17 protein-coding genes are annotated in these 17,639 nt (G+C 46.8%); 7 read left to right on the top strand and 10 right to left on the bottom strand.

Annotation, left to right across the window (positions count from 1 at the left end; all coding sequences use genetic code 11):
* Positions 1-22 precede the first annotated feature (22 nt).
* Both sufB and NWAT_RS03145 read right to left on the bottom strand, forming a co-directional pair.
* On the bottom strand, positions 23-1,471 hold the full coding sequence (gene sufB, locus NWAT_RS03150) for a Fe-S cluster assembly protein SufB (RefSeq protein WP_013219705.1): 1,449 nt from the start codon (positions 1,469-1,471) through the stop codon (positions 23-25).
* A 15-nt stretch (positions 1,472-1,486) separates the two neighbouring features.
* Positions 1,487-1,954, bottom strand: coding sequence for an SUF system Fe-S cluster assembly regulator (locus NWAT_RS03145; RefSeq protein WP_232420191.1), 468 nt, complete (start codon positions 1,952-1,954; stop codon positions 1,487-1,489).
* 250 nt (positions 1,955-2,204) lie between these two features.
* On the opposite strand from NWAT_RS03145, the gene rpe reads away from it, so the two are divergent.
* The 6 genes from rpe to trpC all read left to right on the top strand — a co-directional run bounded on the left by rpe (position 2,205) and on the right by trpC (position 7,675).
* Positions 2,205-2,876, top strand: coding sequence for a ribulose-phosphate 3-epimerase (gene rpe / locus NWAT_RS03140; RefSeq protein ID WP_013219703.1), 672 nt, complete (start codon positions 2,205-2,207; stop codon positions 2,874-2,876).
* 47 nt (positions 2,877-2,923) lie between these two features.
* On the top strand, positions 2,924-3,601 hold the full coding sequence (locus tag NWAT_RS03135; RefSeq protein WP_013219702.1) for a phosphoglycolate phosphatase: 678 nt from the start codon (positions 2,924-2,926) through the stop codon (positions 3,599-3,601).
* A 126-nt stretch (positions 3,602-3,727) separates the two neighbouring features.
* Positions 3,728-5,206 (top strand): anthranilate synthase component I, encoded by a 1,479-nt coding sequence (gene trpE, locus NWAT_RS03130; protein ID WP_013219701.1) that lies wholly within the window; start codon positions 3,728-3,730, stop codon positions 5,204-5,206.
* Between the two features lie 11 nt (positions 5,207-5,217).
* Positions 5,218-5,799 carry an anthranilate synthase component II gene (locus tag NWAT_RS03125; protein WP_013219700.1) on the top strand — a complete coding sequence of 194 codons (582 nt, stop codon included), beginning with the start codon at positions 5,218-5,220 and terminating at the stop codon, positions 5,797-5,799.
* 31 nt (positions 5,800-5,830) lie between these two features.
* Positions 5,831-6,847 carry an anthranilate phosphoribosyltransferase gene (gene trpD / locus NWAT_RS03120; protein WP_013219699.1) on the top strand — a complete coding sequence of 339 codons (1,017 nt, stop codon included), beginning with the start codon at positions 5,831-5,833 and terminating at the stop codon, positions 6,845-6,847.
* A 33-nt stretch (positions 6,848-6,880) separates the two neighbouring features.
* Complete coding sequence (gene trpC / locus NWAT_RS03115; protein WP_041350857.1) at positions 6,881-7,675, top strand: indole-3-glycerol phosphate synthase TrpC; 795 nt, start codon at positions 6,881-6,883, stop codon at positions 7,673-7,675.
* Between the two features lie 37 nt (positions 7,676-7,712).
* On the opposite strand, the gene NWAT_RS03110 is transcribed toward trpC, so the two are convergent.
* The 6 genes from NWAT_RS03110 to NWAT_RS03085 all read right to left on the bottom strand — a co-directional run bounded on the left by NWAT_RS03110 (position 7,713) and on the right by NWAT_RS03085 (position 12,921).
* Positions 7,713-8,150 (bottom strand): hypothetical protein, encoded by a 438-nt coding sequence (locus NWAT_RS03110; RefSeq protein ID WP_013219697.1) that lies wholly within the window; start codon positions 8,148-8,150, stop codon positions 7,713-7,715.
* A 75-nt stretch (positions 8,151-8,225) separates the two neighbouring features.
* The gene (locus NWAT_RS03105; protein ID WP_013219696.1) at positions 8,226-8,738 is read right to left on the bottom strand and encodes a hypothetical protein; all 513 of its coding nucleotides are present in this window, start codon (positions 8,736-8,738) and stop codon (positions 8,226-8,228) included.
* A gap of 252 nt (positions 8,739-8,990) precedes the next feature.
* Positions 8,991-9,554, bottom strand: coding sequence for a hypothetical protein (locus NWAT_RS03100; RefSeq protein ID WP_013219695.1), 564 nt, complete (start codon positions 9,552-9,554; stop codon positions 8,991-8,993).
* Between the two features lie 235 nt (positions 9,555-9,789).
* Positions 9,790-11,040: a methane monooxygenase/ammonia monooxygenase subunit B gene (locus NWAT_RS03095; protein ID WP_013219694.1), complete on the bottom strand. Its 1,251-nt coding sequence runs from the start codon at positions 11,038-11,040 to the stop codon at positions 9,790-9,792.
* A 65-nt stretch (positions 11,041-11,105) separates the two neighbouring features.
* Positions 11,106-11,849 (bottom strand): methane monooxygenase/ammonia monooxygenase subunit A, encoded by a 744-nt coding sequence (locus NWAT_RS03090; protein ID WP_013219693.1) that lies wholly within the window; start codon positions 11,847-11,849, stop codon positions 11,106-11,108.
* Positions 11,850-12,135: 286 nt separating this feature from the next.
* Positions 12,136-12,921 carry a methane monooxygenase/ammonia monooxygenase subunit C gene (locus NWAT_RS03085; protein ID WP_013219692.1) on the bottom strand — a complete coding sequence of 262 codons (786 nt, stop codon included), beginning with the start codon at positions 12,919-12,921 and terminating at the stop codon, positions 12,136-12,138.
* Between the two features lie 451 nt (positions 12,922-13,372).
* Here NWAT_RS03085 and serB point away from each other — a divergent pair, with 451 nt between their 5' ends.
* Entirely contained in the window at positions 13,373-14,230 is an 858-nt protein-coding gene (gene serB, locus NWAT_RS03080) for a phosphoserine phosphatase SerB (protein WP_013219691.1), read from the top strand.
* A 294-nt stretch (positions 14,231-14,524) separates the two neighbouring features.
* Here the strand turns inward: serB and NWAT_RS03075 are convergent, their stop codons facing one another.
* Entirely contained in the window at positions 14,525-15,544 is a 1,020-nt protein-coding gene (locus tag NWAT_RS03075; protein WP_013219690.1) for a cupredoxin domain-containing protein, read from the bottom strand.
* 7 nt (positions 15,545-15,551) lie between these two features.
* Positions 15,552-17,231, bottom strand: coding sequence for a multicopper oxidase domain-containing protein (locus NWAT_RS03070; RefSeq protein WP_232420190.1), 1,680 nt, complete (start codon positions 17,229-17,231; stop codon positions 15,552-15,554).
* Positions 17,232-17,639: the final 408 nt, after the last annotated feature.

The raw sequence follows: 17,639 nt of genomic DNA, 5'->3' as shown, positions 1-17,639 counted from the left end.
AGAAAACCTCTTACTCTTACTATTAGCCTACTGCTCCTTCCAGACTCACGCTCAATAGGTTTCGGGCTTCTACCGCAAACTCCATGGGCAATTCCTTGAACACTTCTTTACAAAAGCCATTCACAATCATGGAAATGGCATCCTCGGCGGAGATTCCCCGCTGCTTACAGTAAAATAGCTGATCCTCGCTAATCTTAGAGGTCGATGCTTCATGCTCCACCTGCGCCGAAGGATGTTTCACCTCAATGTAGGGGAAGGTATGGGCGCCGCACCGATCTCCTAAAAGCAAAGAATCGCACTGAGTATAATTACGCGCGCCCACGGCAGTGGGGGTTACCCGCACCAATCCCCGATAAGCATTTTGTCCTCGCCCAGCGGAAATTCCTTTAGAAATAATAGTGCTACGGGTATTGCGTCCCATATGAATCATTTTGGTGCCGGTATCTGCTTGCTGAAAATTATTGGTAAGGGCAACCGAATAGAATTCCCCCACCGAGTTATCTCCTTGCAGAATAACGCTCGGGTATTTCCAGGTGATGGCTGAGCCGGTTTCTACCTGAGTCCAGGAAATCTTAGCATTTGCTCCCCGGCACGCCCCTCGTTTAGTCACAAAATTGTAAATTCCACCCCGGCCTTCTTCATCGCCGGGATACCAATTTTGTACCGTGGAGTATTTAATCTCGGCATTGCCTAAGGCTACAAGCTCTACCACTGCGGCGTGAAGCTGGTTCTCATCACGCATCGGAGCGGTACAACCTTCGAGATAACTAACATGAGCGCCTTCATCGGCAATGATAAGCGTGCGCTCAAATTGACCCGTTTGGGCAGCGTTGATGCGGAAATAGGTGGACAGCTCTAAAGGACAGCGAACCCCCTTAGGCACATAAACGAAAGAGCCATCGCTAAAAACGGCTGAATTTAAAGCAGCATAAAAATTATCCCGGCAGGGTACCACTGTGCCAAGATATTTTTCCACCAGCTCGGGATGGTCCCGTACCGCCTCGGAAAAGGGGCAAAAAATTACGCCTGCTTCAGATAGCTTCTCCTTGAAAGTCGTTGCTACCGAAACACTATCAAAGACCGCGTCCACGGCAACTCCCGCAAGCCGCGCCCGTTCATGCAGCGGCACCCCCAGTTTCTCATAGGTTTCAAGTAGTTTTGGATCAACTTCATCCAAACTTTTAGGACCATCTTTTTTGGACTTGGGCGCGGAATAATAAATAATGGATTGATAATCAACGGGTGGATAATGCACATGCGCCCACTCCGGCGTTTTCATCTCCAACCAATGACGGTAGGCTTTGAGGCGCCATTCCAACATAAATTCTGGCTCATTCTTCTTGCTAGAGATGAGACGAATAACGTTCTCGTTGAGTCCTGGTGGAATAGAATCCGCCTCAATATCGGTGATAAAACCAGCTCGATATTCTTTTTGAACAAGATTTTCAACCTTAAGGGTCGAATTAGTCATAGCCTACTCCCGCAGTTATCTCGTCGTATTATCTGTAGGTAACGGTCTTGAATGTCTGGTAAGCTGGCGAAATCGGATAGGATATGCTCCCATCGGTTGAACCATATCAGACAATTTAATCTCATTTAATGCTCCGTAGACCGCTTGGTTAATCTGTTCCCAGTGAGCACGGGTGGCACAATGGGCTTCCTGTCCACACTCTCCCGGTGTGCTGACGCACTCCGTTAAACCAATAGGTCCCTCTAGGATCGTAATAATTTCGGCTACTGAGATTGCCTCGGGCGACTTTCCTAAACTGTAACCGCCTTGGGCACCCCGGGACGACACTAATAATCCTGCCCGAGCCAATTGTTTAAGGATTTTGCTCACTGTCGGCAAGGGCATTTCTACTTGAGCGGATAAATCCGTTGCGGCATGCTGGCCCTTCGGATCCATCGCCAAACGTGTCATCAACACAATAGCGTAATCGGTCATTTTACTCATGCGGAGCATAGGAGCCTCCGGTCCTAATGTAGGACTATTATAGTCCTAATTAAGTTCAAAACCAAGCAATTTAGTAAAGTATTTCCTGATAAGCGTCAATTTAAGATTTTCAATTTTGCTGGGTAAATTTCCGCTTTTTTCAGAGTAAAGCTGAAAAATGACCGATAATAGGGTAAAGTGCGCAAATTTACTGAGCCGAAAACTACCCAACTCCAAAAGCCAATATATTCTGTAAAGAGGTATAGTAAATATGGCCGATTATAAAATTGCCCCCTCTATCCTATCAGCCGATTTCGCCCGCTTGGGGGAAGAAGTGACCGCAGTATTAGAAGCGGGTGCCGATATCGTGCATTTTGACGTTATGGATAACCATTATGTCCCCAATCTAACTATCGGTCCTCTCGTCTGCGAAGCCCTACGCAAACACGGCATCACCGCTGACATCGACGTTCATCTCATGGTAAAGCCCGTGGATCGAATCGCCCCTGATTTTGCCAAAGCAGGGGCAAATTATATTACTTTTCATCCGGAAGCTTCCGAACATATTGACCGGACTCTGCAGCTAATTCGAGACGAGGGTTGCAAATCCGGCTTGGTATTTAATCCAGCCACTTCCCTCGATTATCTCAAATATGTCATAGATAAAGTGGATATGGTACTTATCATGTCGGTGAATCCAGGTTTTGGTGGGCAAAAATTCATCCCCACGGCACTCGACAAATTGCGCGAGGCACGGCGGATTATTGATGCCAGCGGCTACCCTATTCGCCTTGAAATTGATGGCGGTATCAAGATAGATAATATCCAGCAAGTTGCAATGGCAGGCGCCGATACCTTTGTAGCGGGTTCCGCAATTTTCCAAAGTGAGAATTATAAGACCACCATTGGCGAGATGCGCGCTGAGCTGGCCAAGGTAGGATAATAAACGAACAATATATAAATTTTCAGAAGACAAAATAAATAGCGAAAATGCTGAAACAACCTGAAATGATTCTTATTGACGTGGACGGTACTTTGGTAGACAGCGTACCGGATCTAACCTTTTGTACCGATACCATGATGGAGCAGTTAGGTCTGCCCCCGCGGGGAGAAAATAAAGTCCGACAATGGGTAGGTAACGGCGTAGAACGGCTCATTAAGCGGGCCTTGGTCGATAATATGGAGGGAGAACCGGAAGAAGATTTGTATCAAAAGGCTGAAACCATTTTTCTGGCTCTCTACGCAGATAACACAAGCAAGCGTAGTCATCTCTATCCGGGGGTGAACGAGGGATTAGCCTGGTTAAAATCCCAAGGGTATCGTGTAGGCTGTGTTACTAATAAGGCGTCCCAGTTTACCTATCCTCTACTTACAGAGCTAGGAATAATTGACTATTTTGAGATAGTCATTAGCGGCGATACATTGCCGGAGAAAAAACCTCATCCTGCCCCCTTGCTCCATGCGGCTAACCACTTCGGTATCGCCCCTGAGAAGGCGCTGATGATTGGGGATTCCATTAGTGATGTAAAAGCAGCAAGGGCGGCTAATTTCCAGATTGTCTGCCTCAGTTATGGCTATAATCATGGCGTGGATATCCGCGATAGCCAGCCGGATAGTGTCATCGATTCTTTAGCTGAGATCAAAAACTTATTGAGCCAAGCGGCTTAGAAACATAACATGGTTATTGACTTCCAGACGAACAGTTTATGGCGGAAAATAAAACGATGGTGGGACTAATCTCCTACTAAATCTGCCAAAGTTATTTTTTAACGCTGAACGCTGGAAGCCACAACCATGAAAGTCGAACAATTCAAACAGCTTGCTGCTCAAGGTTATAATCATATTCCCCTTGTACGGGAGGTTTTAGCTGATCTAGATACCCCGCTTAGCACTTATCTCAAACTGGCTGATGGCCCTTACTCCTATTTACTAGAATCCGTCCATGGCGGCGAAAAATGGGGCCGGTATTCATTTATCGGCCTGCCGTGCCGCACGGTAGTTAAGGTGCAGAAATATGAAATAGTTGTTGAAACCGATCACCGCATTGAAGAAACTTATCATACCCATGATCCACTGGCCTGGGTAGAAACTTTTAAGCAACGCTTTAAAATCCCGGCCATTGACTCTTTGCCTCGCTTTACAGGCGGCCTCGTAGGGTATTTTGGCTATGATACGATCCGCTATATCGAGCCTAAGCTTGCCCATTGGAAAAAGTCCGACTCCTTGGAAACGCCAGATATACTGCTACTTGTTTCTAACGAAATTGTTGTTTTTGACAATCTGAGTGGTAAGCTCTACCTTATTATTCACTGTGGCCCCGAAGACTACACAAAAGGCCAACAACGCTTGGATATCCTAGAAAATCGTCTACGGGCAAGCGTCCCTACCCGCCATACTATGGCTCCCTCCCGCATAGTCCTAGAAGATGATTTTATCTCTGAGTTTACAGAGCAAGCCTTTAAGGCGGCAGTCGATAAGGCGCGTCAATACATTACTAACGGTGATGTGATGCAAGTAGTGCTCTCCCAACGACTCTCGGTGCCTTTTTCCGCCTCTCCCTTAAACCTATACCGGGCACTACGTTGCCTCAACCCTTCTCCCTACATGTTCTATTTGAACCTAGAAGACTTCCATGTGGTGGGCTCATCTCCTGAGATCCTAGTACGCCTAGAGGATAGTGCGGTTACCGTACGCCCCATCGCTGGCACCCGGCGTCGTGGTAGGAGCGAAGAAGAAGATCGAGCGCTGGAACAAGAGTTGCTCGCTGACCCTAAGGAACTGGCAGAACACCGGATGCTCATTGATCTTGGCCGAAATGATGTTGGCCGGATAGCCACCATTGGCAGTGTCAGCGTAACCGAAAAAATGCTTATCGAACGCTATTCTCATGTTATGCATATCGTCTCTAATGTAACCGGCCAACTTAAACCGGAGTTCTCAGCCATGGATGTCTTACGCGCAACTTTTCCTGCAGGTACGGTCTCTGGCGCTCCCAAAATACGAGCGATGGAAATCATTGATGAATTAGAACCTATTCAGCGGGGAATCTATGCCGGCGCCGTGGGCTATCTTGCTTGGTCAGGCAACGTGGATACAGCAATTGCTATTCGTACCGCAATCATTAAAGATCAGATTCTTCATATTCAAGCAGGCGCGGGAATCGTCTATGACTCGGTACCTCAGAGCGAGTGGGAAGAAACCTTGAATAAGGGGCGAGCCATCTTTCGAGCAGTAGCCTTGGCCGAGGCCGGCCTAACTGGTTCCTTCCGCTAAGGGAGCTGAATATGTTGCTTATGCTCGACAATTATGATTCATTTACCTACAACCTTGTCCAGTATTTAGGTGAGTTGGGCGAAGAAGTTTGCGTCTTTCGCAATGATCAAATCAATACGGCAGAAATAGAGAGGCTGCGTCCAAAAGGTCTAGTTATTTCCCCAGGCCCTTGCACTCCCAACGAAGCCGGTATTTCTCTTGACATTATTCGCCATTTTGCCGGTAAGATCCCTCTATTGGGAGTATGCCTTGGCCACCAGTGTATTGGCCAAGCTTTTGGTGGCCGAATAGTGCATGCCAAGGCAATTATGCATGGTAAAACCTCACAAGTGCATCACAATCACCAAGGCATATTTCAAGGTCTTGATGATCCCTTTGAGGCAGCTCGTTACCATTCTTTAGTTATTGATCAGGCGAGCCTTCCGCCATGTTTAGAAATCACCGCTTGGACTAAAACCGATACGGGGGAGCTAGATGAGATCATGGGCATTTACCATAAAGAGCTAGCAATCGAAGGCGTGCAATTTCATCCTGAGTCAATTCTTACCCAGCAAGGACACCGTTTACTTCTCAATTTTCTTAAACGAACCTGAGCATTATTTCTAAAGATTTTACATAAACGCGATGGATATTCAGACCGCCCTTCGTGCCGTTACCACGGGGCGCAACCTCACCAGCGAGGAAATGACATCGGTCATGCACCTCATCATGAGTGGCCAAGCAACCCCCGCGCAGATTGGCGGCTTGCTCATTGGGCTTCGGATGAAAGGAGAAACGGTGGAGGAAATCGCCGCTGCTGCCAAGGTGATGCGGGAGCTAGCGACTAAGGTGACGGTAACGGGCCCCCACCTTGTCGATACCTGTGGTACTGGTGGGGACGGCGCTAATACTTTCAATATTTCGACGGCCAGCGCTTTTGTTGTTGCCGCGGCAGGAGGCAGAGTCGCCAAGCATGGCAACCGTTCTGTCTCCAGCCAGTGCGGCAGTGCTGATGTACTTGAAGCGGCTGGTATTAAACTCGAACTTACCCCCGAACAGATTGCCTACTGTATTGAGGAACTTGGCGTGGGATTCCTGTTCGCCCCTTGCCATCATGGCGCCATAAAATTCACGATAGCTCCACGACGGGAAATGGGAATTCGCACTTTATTTAACCTCTTAGGGCCTCTAACCAACCCAGCCCATATTCCTAATCAAGTAGCAGGGGTCTTTAGTGAAGAATGGCTGGAGCCGTTTGCTTGGGTTCTGCACCGTTTAGACTGCCAGCATGTGCTTGTTGTCCATGCTAAAGACGGCTTGGATGAAATTAGTATTGGAGCAGAAACTCAGATTGCTGAATTAAGAGATGGGACTGTTACAAGCTATTTCATCACACCCGAGCAATTTGGCATCAAGCGGGCCCCCGTGAAATCTCTGGCTGTTAACAGCACGCAAGAAAGCCTCGATGTTTTACGCTCTGTTCTGGCAAACCAGCCTGGCCCAGCCCGTGATATCGTCGCTTTGAATGCAGGGGCAGCTATCTATGCAGCCAATCTAACCCCAACGCTAGAAAGAGGCGTAAATAAAGCATTAAAAGTTCTCTCCGAAGGCAAAGCCCAAGAGAAATTAACCGCTTTAATTACATTTACTCAGGGCTGTTAGCCAACTAATAATAGTATGGAAGGTACCCGTGATATGAGCGAGATACCCAATCTGTTGAAGAAGATTCTGCAGCGGAAAGCCGAGGAAATCAGCGAACGTGCCCAGAAACTTTCAATCCAAGAACTTAGCCAACAAGTGGAAGAATCGCCCCCAGTACGCGGATTTTTTAAAGCCCTGACCAAAAAGATAAGCGAGCAGCAATCTGCTGTCATCGCTGAAATTAAAAAAGCTTCCCCTAGCAAGGGGCTTTTATGTAAATCCTTCCATCCGGAAGCGATTGCCCAAAGCTACGAAAAAGGAGGGGCAGCTTGCCTTTCCGTACTCACCGACCAGGATTTTTTTAGAGGTAGTGAGGGGGATCTACAGAAGGCCCGCAGCTCCTGTAATCTGCCTGTTTTGCGAAAAGACTTTATTATCGATCCCTATCAGGTCTATGAATCACGGGTAATAGGCGCCGACTGCATTCTACTTATTGTAGCAGCCTTGGGTGATGCCCTTATGCTCGAGCTGGCTCAACTCGCCGAGCACTTAAATATGGATGTACTTATAGAAGTGCATAATTCCGAAGAGCTAGAGCGGGCGCTAGTTCTCGACACACCACTTATCGGCATTAATAACCGTGATTTAAGAAGCTTTGAAACAAGGCTAGAAACTACTTTTGACTTACTCCCCCAGATACCTCCTGAGCGTTTAGTAGTCACAGAAAGTGGGATTCATAGTCCCGCAGATGTAAGAAAGATGAAAAAAAATGGGGTTAACGCCTTTCTTATCGGAGAAGCCTTCATGAAAGCGGAAGATCCCATAGCTAAACTTACGGCATTGCTCTGAAGTACGAAGGTGATACTCAAGGAAGAGCTTATCCTTTCTAATCTAGCATTCCAATGCGGTAAAGGCGCCAAGTATAGGCACAAGTAGCAAGCAATATTCCCAACACTAAGAGTAATCCCTCTCCACCTACCCCCGCTGAAAAAACCGCAGCCAAGGAACCCTTTTTAAAAGCTATAAATAAAAGCTTCCCAAGATCAGCTACTATAGCAGCAGCAAAAAAATAAAGGGCAAACCGACGGTGAAGATAAAGAGCTAGTGCCGCAATAAAAATTGTGGCATTAATTAATAAGGTTAATCCTATCTCCGGCCACGCCAGAGTGTCGATCATCAATTGTTGCTCAAGAGAAAGCCTTTTAGCTCCTGTAATGGTAAAAAGATAGCCTATTAAGGCGATACCAGAGGCAATGGCAAGAAAAATAGATAGAAAAATCGTTATGGGATGACGCTGCTCTAGACGAGTTCGGGTTTCATTCATTATAAAAAATACCTTAAAAGCCAAAAATTAAACGTTTGGCTTAGGAGAGGCATACCTATGCCTCTCCATAGGAAATTATTTCTCTTTAGTATAAACAGCAGTTTCAGGTAGGCCTCCAATTACGTCATCAAAATCACCATCTAGGTTGTAATCCTCCTTTATGGTAAGCTTATCACCCTCAAGGGTATAGTAGATGGCATAATCATTAGTAGTAGACTTCATGTTAACTGGACTCCAACTTTTGGTCCCTTTATTATATTCTGCGGTACCGTAAGAATTAGCCGTCCACTCCATATAGTCAGAGGATACAGAAACGCTTCCAGTTTCTCTTGCAGTCTCCGACCAATCATAAACTATAGAACCATCTTCAGCGATAAGTTTTTTAAACCAAGAGTATTTGTAAGTATTGCCGGAGAAGTTAATTTCTCCTTTAGTTTCCAAGGTTCCACCATTTTCCTGCTCAGGTTCAAACTTTGTCATCCAGGTTCCCGCGAGCCCAAAATCCTCCACGCTTGGACCACCTGATTGGCAAGCCGCCAACCCTAAAGCAAGAATAGCTGCACATAACATCAAGAGAAACCGTTTCATCTAAGCTCCTTATTCTATCGACTAGTAATGAGATAGCCCATTAGGACAAACAGGCCGCTAGCATGAATTTTTATTACCCAAGGTATTCGGTTATACCAACATAACAAGCATTAGATTATCAACTTCTGCATAGATTATCCAATTTAGCATGCTACGTAGGGTAGCAGACAACTGGAACTCACCGGCATTCAATTATTTCAATAATTGAATGCCGTGAATTTTTTAAAGTATCTAATTCCAATTAGCTTGAAACTAGGTTGCTTTTGCTTCCTTTCCGCGGCGGCGGCTATACCAAAAAGCAAGCCCCAGAATAAGGGCACCACCAGCGATCGAGGCAATCCATTGCAAATCTTGACCTCCCCCAAGCCCCACTCGGATAGGGGTTTTGAAGACCAACGCCTGCTCACCACCAACAATAACTACCGCAGTATACGCTCCTGCCTTAGTAAACTCGGTATCAAGCTCAATGGTTCCCTTTGGATATTTTTGAGCGGGCCGCTCTACTATAGTTTTATAATTCGCTGGACCAGCAGCCGTTTTCCGTTCTTCAACAATCCGAACTTCAACCGGCCGATCACGCAATATTCTATCCACTAAATCAAACACTAAAATAGTGCTTCCCGTCATCGGCAAATCCCAGCACAACTCTTCACCACCAGAGGTTTCTGGTTGGTAAGCAGAAAAATGCATCCGGTAACTACCGATATTAACAACACACGTATCTACTTCAATTCCTCCTCCCCCATGAGCCATGGCGGAGGTATTTAGCAACAGCAATCCTAACGATAGAAGGCAGCTAAGTAGTATTTTTTTCATAAGCCAATACCTTTTTGCCCTGAGGAGTTGATTAAAACGCAGCTCCAGAGCCTGAAAAGACTGAGCCACAAGGTAAAAAAAGAAATGGAAAGGACGACCAACAAACAACCGGCCCTTCGTCCAGCGATAGGACGAAGGGCCAGCCTTTTTAAGTCAATGCGAGCAATTCAACCTACTTATATCTATGCAGCACATACACACCACACACAATATAGGATAGTTTAAAATACTGCCCCTAGACAAACGTAGGAACTAATGGACCACCGACAGGTATCGGAATCTCATTCCCCTCTGGATCAATAAAGAATATCAATCCCGCAAAGCGGCTGTCTGGATCGTAAATAACGTCAGCCATACGCTGCACTTCCCAAGCAGCATCGGTGGCGGAAATATCAACAACCACAGTTTCACCCGGAGCGATATCCTGCTGGCTCATTTCCAGCCCTTCCGGCGCCAGCAACTCCTCAGGATAACCTGTATCATCGCTCCGCACATTGGCATTCATGAAGCGGATGCCTCCCGTATTGAACTCACCGATAGAAAGCACCTGATCAGTATGATTAGTGAGCTCAACCGTCATGGTGATAGTCCGCCCCGGCACCCGATAGTTAGCCTTAAGCACTTTAGCGCTTACCATCGAATTATAATCTACCGGCAACGGCTCAATAGTGCCCAGCAGCCCAGCTTGCAAAGGAATAGTGACTGGGAATTTTTCCTCAGCACTCTTATAGCCGAACAAAACAATGAGCAGGACGCCCACAAGAACACCGATAGTCACTTTTTTGTCTTGGGCGGTCACTAGATCATTAGCCTCTCCCGCCTCTACTCTCATGTAGCGGGGCAAGAACATGGGGCGACGGGCCCACCACACGATCCAGGCGATACCAAGTACGTACCAGAATAGATGCCAGCCAATAACCGTACCCGTGGCCATGGTTTCCAGGTTGACCGTATTACCGGTTAGATCTGTGACTTTGTTCTCAAAGTCTGCCATATCTCCAGTAATGGTGATGTATTTACCTGGACCGATGAGCGGTCCCCCACCTTGGACATTTAGCAGAGTATGCACATGCCAGGTGCCAGGACGGCGCCCTTGCATCGTCATCTCAAACTCGTAATCGCCGCCTAATTCAAGGCCTATCGACCGAGGGACGAACATACCATTGATATAAGAAGTGAGCCGGGTTGTGACTGGTCCGGGTTGACCCGCATTTAAAAAGGACACATGGGGTACTTCGACTGCTTCCGGCCAATCCTCAAAAACCCGGAACTTGCCGCTTATGGTATAGGTCTCATTAACCGCAATGGTATCCTTGGACCATACCATGTCATACCAATGAATTGTCCGCATGCGCAGGAAGGCTGCCTGCGCCTTCTCACCATGGGCGGCCACTGTCGGAATATAGAAAACGCTTGAGGCTATCACCGCAGTAAACCCAATGGCTAGCCATTTTTTGGCTCGATTTGTTATATGGGTACCTTTCATGTTCTCCATCTCTCTATTATGTTTTAGAATTTTTAGAGTTGTTATCCTCTTATCGCACACGATATCTACACTTGGTCGACACTGTAATCCTTGGAGAACCAGCGGCCGACAAAGTGCCACACGAAATACATGACCATAGCAACAAAACCCGCAAAAAAGGCTGACACCGGGACCACGTCTTTACCAAACGTTCTCAAGGTACCCTTCTCAACCATCCGAATATACTCGGGGGTGCCGGTCCGGACGTATTGATACCCCGCGACATCGGCCAAGGACATGACTACTCCATTGTACTCAGCCGGCACATGGAATGCTGAAAGCAGCGGCCAGTTAGCAGGGTACATCAACAAGCCGTACATCAGCCCACCCACTACCGCTGTCAAGCCGTAGCTCTTGGAGATCGCAAGCATGGCATCCAAGAACAACGCCATGGGCAGCAGGATGGTTGGCCATACGAAGTTAATGGGGAAATAGGTGAACCCTACGAAATTAAAGTAGCGGTTAGCCCACTCACCCGCTAACACTCCTAGCGTTACCAGGGTAGCGCCAAAGGGAAGGCGGAACTTCTCCCAGAAAAACGCCTGTGCGGCAGCAGGATAAGCTACCGATACGATGGGAACCACGGTGACCCAAAAGCGCCGGTCTTTCCAATCAACCCAGAAATCCCAGTCACCCATTAAAAGCATGACATGAACATGATGGGAAGCCAATAAAATACCAAAGAAAGCCCCTAAGGCTAAAAAATCTAGCGTTCTAGAGACTTTAGCAGCTTCCTCCGGTGTACGAACCGCAGACGTAAGTGCACTCATTAAACCTGCCCTCCTAAAAAATATTAAGGGTTCTATTTAAACTAATTTATGATTATTTATTCATGGGATCTCAAAAGATCCATGAATTCTAAAGGCATGCTTCCTGCTACCTATTTACTTATTAGCTTGCTTGCTTCCATTCCTTTCAACCTGAACAGGTAAGCGTATCCTTAATAATAAATCTATTTATACAAAGAGGCGGTCGCCATCTCATTAACTATTCTGGAGATTGCGACCGCCCTTTTACTCAACCCTTTAAATCAGCTGGAAATTAAATTTAAATATCTCAGCTACGGGCATAATCTTCACTCTGCTGAAGCTCCCTGCCGAGCAATTCCTTCATGCGACCTTGCACCTGCAAGAATACGCCGAATACCGCAAGGATAAACCAGGCAAAGAACACAAAACCCCAATGCAGAGGTGCTACAAATAGCTCTTCCATAAACCAGAAGGTGTGACCCCATTCATTCAGCCCCACATTCGGGAAGATCATAAAGGGTCCAAACACCAACATGAGGTAGGGTACAGACCAGCCCTTTGCAAAATAAGGAATACGGGTCTTAGCATACGTGAACGAACCTAAACCCACCATTACGTAGATTGGGTAGCTCATGTAGAACTCAATAATATGGCTTGGGGTGAAATCGGTGTCGCGAACCACAGTCTGATGCCAGGCACCATCCTGCTCGGTAAAGAAACTTGCGCCCCAGAATAACCCAACGCCATAAACAACCCACCACATGTAAAGGGTACAGTAACGGCGCAACTCCTCGCGGGGAGTCATGGCTTCCATATTGCGATCCCGGGTCTTAATCAGGTAAGAAACCAGGGCCGCCGTTGCCAGCGCCTCAACAACGAGTTCAATATACAGCAGATTCATCCAGTATGTTTGGAATTCTGGTGAAAAGGCGTCTAAACCATACTTCCAGCCGTAAACACCTTCATACCAACGCACACCAATGTAAAACAAGAAAAAGGCCGCGACCGCTAACCACATGCCACGCCAGGCAAAGAGATCAGCAGTTTCTTTCTCGGCTACTCCTTGCGCTACAGCTCTACTAGTTGCAGCCATATTGATAGCCTCCTATTTGACTGAAACCATTGTAATAGTGATGGCACTTGGCCAGCCATGAAACTGCCAGCCCTTAAGGCCCTCACTTCCTATATGCTTCCCTCGTTTTAAGCTTATTACTTTGAGGGATAACTAAATCCTTTCTCAAACTATGTAAGTCCTTTAGCAACTAAGTGTAGCACTCATGTAAAGCCTGTCAAGCCATAATAAATACGAATTTTTAATACTTTTTTAGTATTTACTTTCGGAAGAACTCAATAACTCGTACAGTATAGAGGTACTATGATAGCTAATAACACTCACGAGCTTGGAGCACCATTAATCCGTTGGCTAATTTAAAGATATAGCTTGTCTTTTTACTTCCTTTGGTGCCTCTATATTCTCAATTCAATGCTTTTCTTGAAATGTTACAATTTAGGTTCTCTATGAATTTCAGCGAAAATTCTTATTTATGCCTACGCTTATTCTTCAAGGGTCCCAATTAACTCGGGATCTCGCAAATAAGATTGCCCAACAAACGAATGCCGAGATTCGCTCACACGAATCTTATTATCGGCTTTATAGCAAACAGCCATTCTCCCCCCAAACCTTAGCGATACTACACTCAACCCATAACAATCTTGATATTAACCTTTTTCCCGAGGACTACTACCCTGAGCAAATACGCCTTTTTATCACCGACATGGATTCCACTTTTATTAACATTGAATGTATTAATGAAATTGCCGCCTTTACCGGCAAAGAAGCACGGGTCAGCGCAATCACCACCACCGCTATGCAGGGTGAAATCAATTTTGAAACTTCGCTCATCCAACGAGTCAAGCTATTGGCAGGTGTTTCTGCCCATGCCCTCGCCGAAATCTATGAGAAGAATCTAACCCTCAATCCGGGCGGGAAAGCCTTGCTCGCCGCACTCAAACAACGCGATATTAAGATCGCCTTGGTTTCTGGCGGTTTTACCTATTTTACCGAGCGTTTGAAGCAAGAATACAATTTGGATTATACGTTGGCCAATCAGCTGGAAGTTAGGAATAATCAGCTTACCGGTGCCCTTGCAGGCCAGATTGTAGGAGCCAGTGCTAAGGCCAAATTTTTACTTATGCTATGCGAAAAATTAGCCATCAAACCCTGGCAAACAATCGCTATCGGTGATGGGGCTAATGATTTGGAGATGTTGAAGGTTGCGGGACTTAGCATAGCTTACCATGCTAAACCAAAAGTACAGGCAGCAGCCCGCATAACTCTTAATCATAGCGGCCTAGATGGAGTTTTGCCATTTTTATCTATGAGCACAGCTATCCTGGAATAATGCCTTCTTATACCCCTACCCTGGTGCTGCAAGTAAGGATTTAACAATCCTTCAGCCAAAATTTTGCAAATTAGAGATACGGCACGAAATAAATAAACTTGGCGTTTAAGCAGTAGAATGCGCCGTGGGGTTGAATATGAGGGCTTCCTTGTGACGGTCTTTCGCGCTTACCTGTATTTACTTACGTCCCCTGTCCGCAAACACAGGTAAGCATTTTGCTACTTAACTGTTCTGTTATTTATCTTGGGCGACCTTACCCTAATGACTCCCCAGTAATAATAGTCGGCTATTTGATTACAGGAACCACCGTTTGCGCTGTTTGGTTTCTGACTCGAGATCCTGCTGCACTTGCTCCCGTGATTCCTTACCCTTTTTGCTAAGCCGACCAAGGCCAACCATCGCCAGAACTAGACCCGCTATCCCTGCGCCCAAAAAAGAACCTATGGCGCTCCAACTTATTCCTTGTTGATACGAGTCCGGATAATTCGGCGCGGTTAACCCAGGAATGCTAGGAAAATCCTGATCCCCACCGCCTACTTTCAATTGAGCCTTCATTCCTTTTTCCGTATGCTGAGCGATATCGCAATGGACAAAATAAGTTTTCTCCACGCTCGGTACGATAAAAGTTCCCGTGCGGCGGCCAGGGCCAGCTAGTTCAAGGTGGAACATTCCCTGAGGATAAAGATACGCGGGCAGCATGTGAACCATCCACTGGTGGCGAATATCATCCTCATTGATAAAAGTGACCGTGATTCGGGTACAAGGCTTGACCTTCCACTCATGCTGATCATAGCCAAATACCGTTCCCGGAAAATCTTTAGCATACTTAGTTCCCGCTCGCACCGTAATTGCCACATCACCTGCAAGTTTGGGGCAATCGCGGGGCAAATTATCCGTGTTCTCATTCATGACCATACCCTCAGCATCCATATCCATCATATGGTGCTCATGCTTAAATTCATGATGAATATGGCCCTCTTCTTTCTGAGGAGGGGAAGTCACCTTAACATCTGTTGTCTTTGCACCATGTTCATGATGGTGGTGATGCTCCGGTTCCCCTTCAGTTCCCACTGTTTCTCTTCCGGTCGAGGCATCTGTTGCCGGAACCTGGGTAGAAGTTTTTTCTTCCGGCGCAGCCTCAAGCTGTGACTTTTTCTGAGATTCCGAGCCATTAGGATGCTCATGGTGATGCTCCGGCGCGGCAGCCTCCGACGGCGACTTATTCTGCTTTGAGCCGTCAGCTGATTCCACGGCGGCGGCGCTTAACGACAACATAAGCGCCGCGCTGACTATGAATAATTGATAACCCGTCATGTTCTATTTATACCTCCTTGGAGCGCCGCTTCAAGATCATGATTGAGCGAATCCCAATAACGATACCCCCAAGCAATAATCCCACACCAAAAGCCAGCAAAGCAGGCTGAATGGAAAGTTGAGCTGGTACTTTGCTAATCTCGCCAAACAGATTTTCTTGATCAAAATTTGCCCATACCGGCACTTCCTTTTGGTAAAACTCCTTACTAAAATAGGGTTTTAAATCAACCCCCCTACCGAGGGGCATACCCTCTTCGCCAAGAAATGACTCATAAACAATGCTGCTCACGTCTCCGCCAGGATTCATCCCATCAGTGGTAACAGCCCGCTCCGTATGGTCATGAAAAAGCCAGATTCCTTCTCCATAACTATGCAAACCGTCAATAGTGGTATTCAAAGCAAGATCAATACGCTGGGCGGGACCCAGCTCATAAACATCCCGCGTGATCCAAGCTTCTGGGTTATGAGGAGCTCCATCATAGGCGGTAATCGTCATCTTATGGCCATGACTGTGGATGTAGGCAGGATCTTGACCCGCGTTCCCCATCCGAATCTTTACTAACTCGTTGGGTTTTACCACTATCAGCGATTCCCGTAGGGTATAGGGAAAAGAACGACCATTAAGCAAAAAATAATTAGATGGATTCTCGGTAATATTATAATCACGGTTAATTCCTTTAGCGATTAACCGCGCATCATTGGCTATCTTAATTTTATCCGCCAAGGTCTTGTCAACGCTCTGATAAAGAAGGTCATATTCTCGATCATAGGTCTCTTTCACCGCTACTGAGGGATAACGTACATGCCCTCCCCCTACATTCAGGGTCTGGACCCAGTTATTGGGACGATTTTCTTCCACCACCATCAACCCTACCAACCCCATTCCAATATGGGCATGGGGCTGAACATGACAGTGGTAAAGCATGGTCCCCGCATGCCGGGGAGTCATCTCGTAAGTACGGCTCTCTCCCGGCATCAAGGGCAGCTCGCTGGTTTGGGGAACCCCGTCGTTCCCTTCGCCCGCTGCAGTCACAAAAGGGTGGTCAACTCCATGGAAATGGATCGTATGGGGAAGATAATGGGTGTTCTCGAGAGTAATCTTTATGGTATCTCCCTGCTCAACGCGGATCACGGGGGAAGGCGCTCGCAGATAAGCATTAGCTTGTAAACTCTCGAAGTTAAGAGTGGACATGCCTTGAGTCTTGGGGGCGAAAACCCAGAACCCAGGCTGAACACCCGGAGCAATCGAATAAGCAGGAATGGGCTCCGGAGTATCTGGCGAGAATCCGTTCAACTCGGCCACTTCTAATCGAACATGGATGACATCTGGATCCCCATCCCCATCCCGATCCTCGCCTTTGGTGACCACATCCATCGCAAGCTGGGTCTCCATGATGGTGTCATGGGAAACATTATTCGCGCCTTTGACGAAGGTGGCGATATCTGCTGGATTATCCGGATCGCAAAGAGGCGATGCCTCCACCGTTATTCCCTCAATCACCTGACGTTCTCGCCAAACTGGATCCACATCGGGGCACATCGGCTCGATCTCCAGCTCAGCAAGATTGAAGCTCTCAGCTGCTGGGGGCTTTTGGTAGGGAGCCGACCGCACTATGGAAGGGAACAGGAGAACAAGACTCCCTAACCCTATCACAACGGCAAAGAAGGCTTGACGTATATTCATCATTTGCATACACATACAACCTTATCAAGAATTCAACTAGGTATTTAGCGGCAGCCCGAACTCCCTATCCAGACTTGCTTTTTAGCTAAAAATTAGTAATGTTAGTTCTCTTTACCGCTGCTTAGTTCCTTGATGGCAAATTTAAAGAATTTTCTATTTCAAGTCTGCTGTTAGTAAAGAGGAAAACGCAGGATAAGCGGAAACCATAATAGCTAAAAAAGCATGGGAAGGTTTCTGCTTTGAGTGAATGGTTAGAAGGCGCAGAGACACGCTGAATTAACCTAAATCTCCATCAACGCTTTTGTGCCCCTGCGTCTTCTTACAATAGATTAGATGTGGGATGCTTACTTTCTTAACTTGCTAAGGAGACTCCACTCCTAGAATTCAATCCCACTCTAAACAATATGCATT

It is taken from the genome of Nitrosococcus watsonii C-113 (assembly GCF_000143085.1).
GTDB lineage: Bacteria > Pseudomonadota > Gammaproteobacteria > Nitrosococcales > Nitrosococcaceae > Nitrosococcus > Nitrosococcus watsonii.
This window is presented reverse-complemented; position numbering and strand designations above follow the sequence as displayed.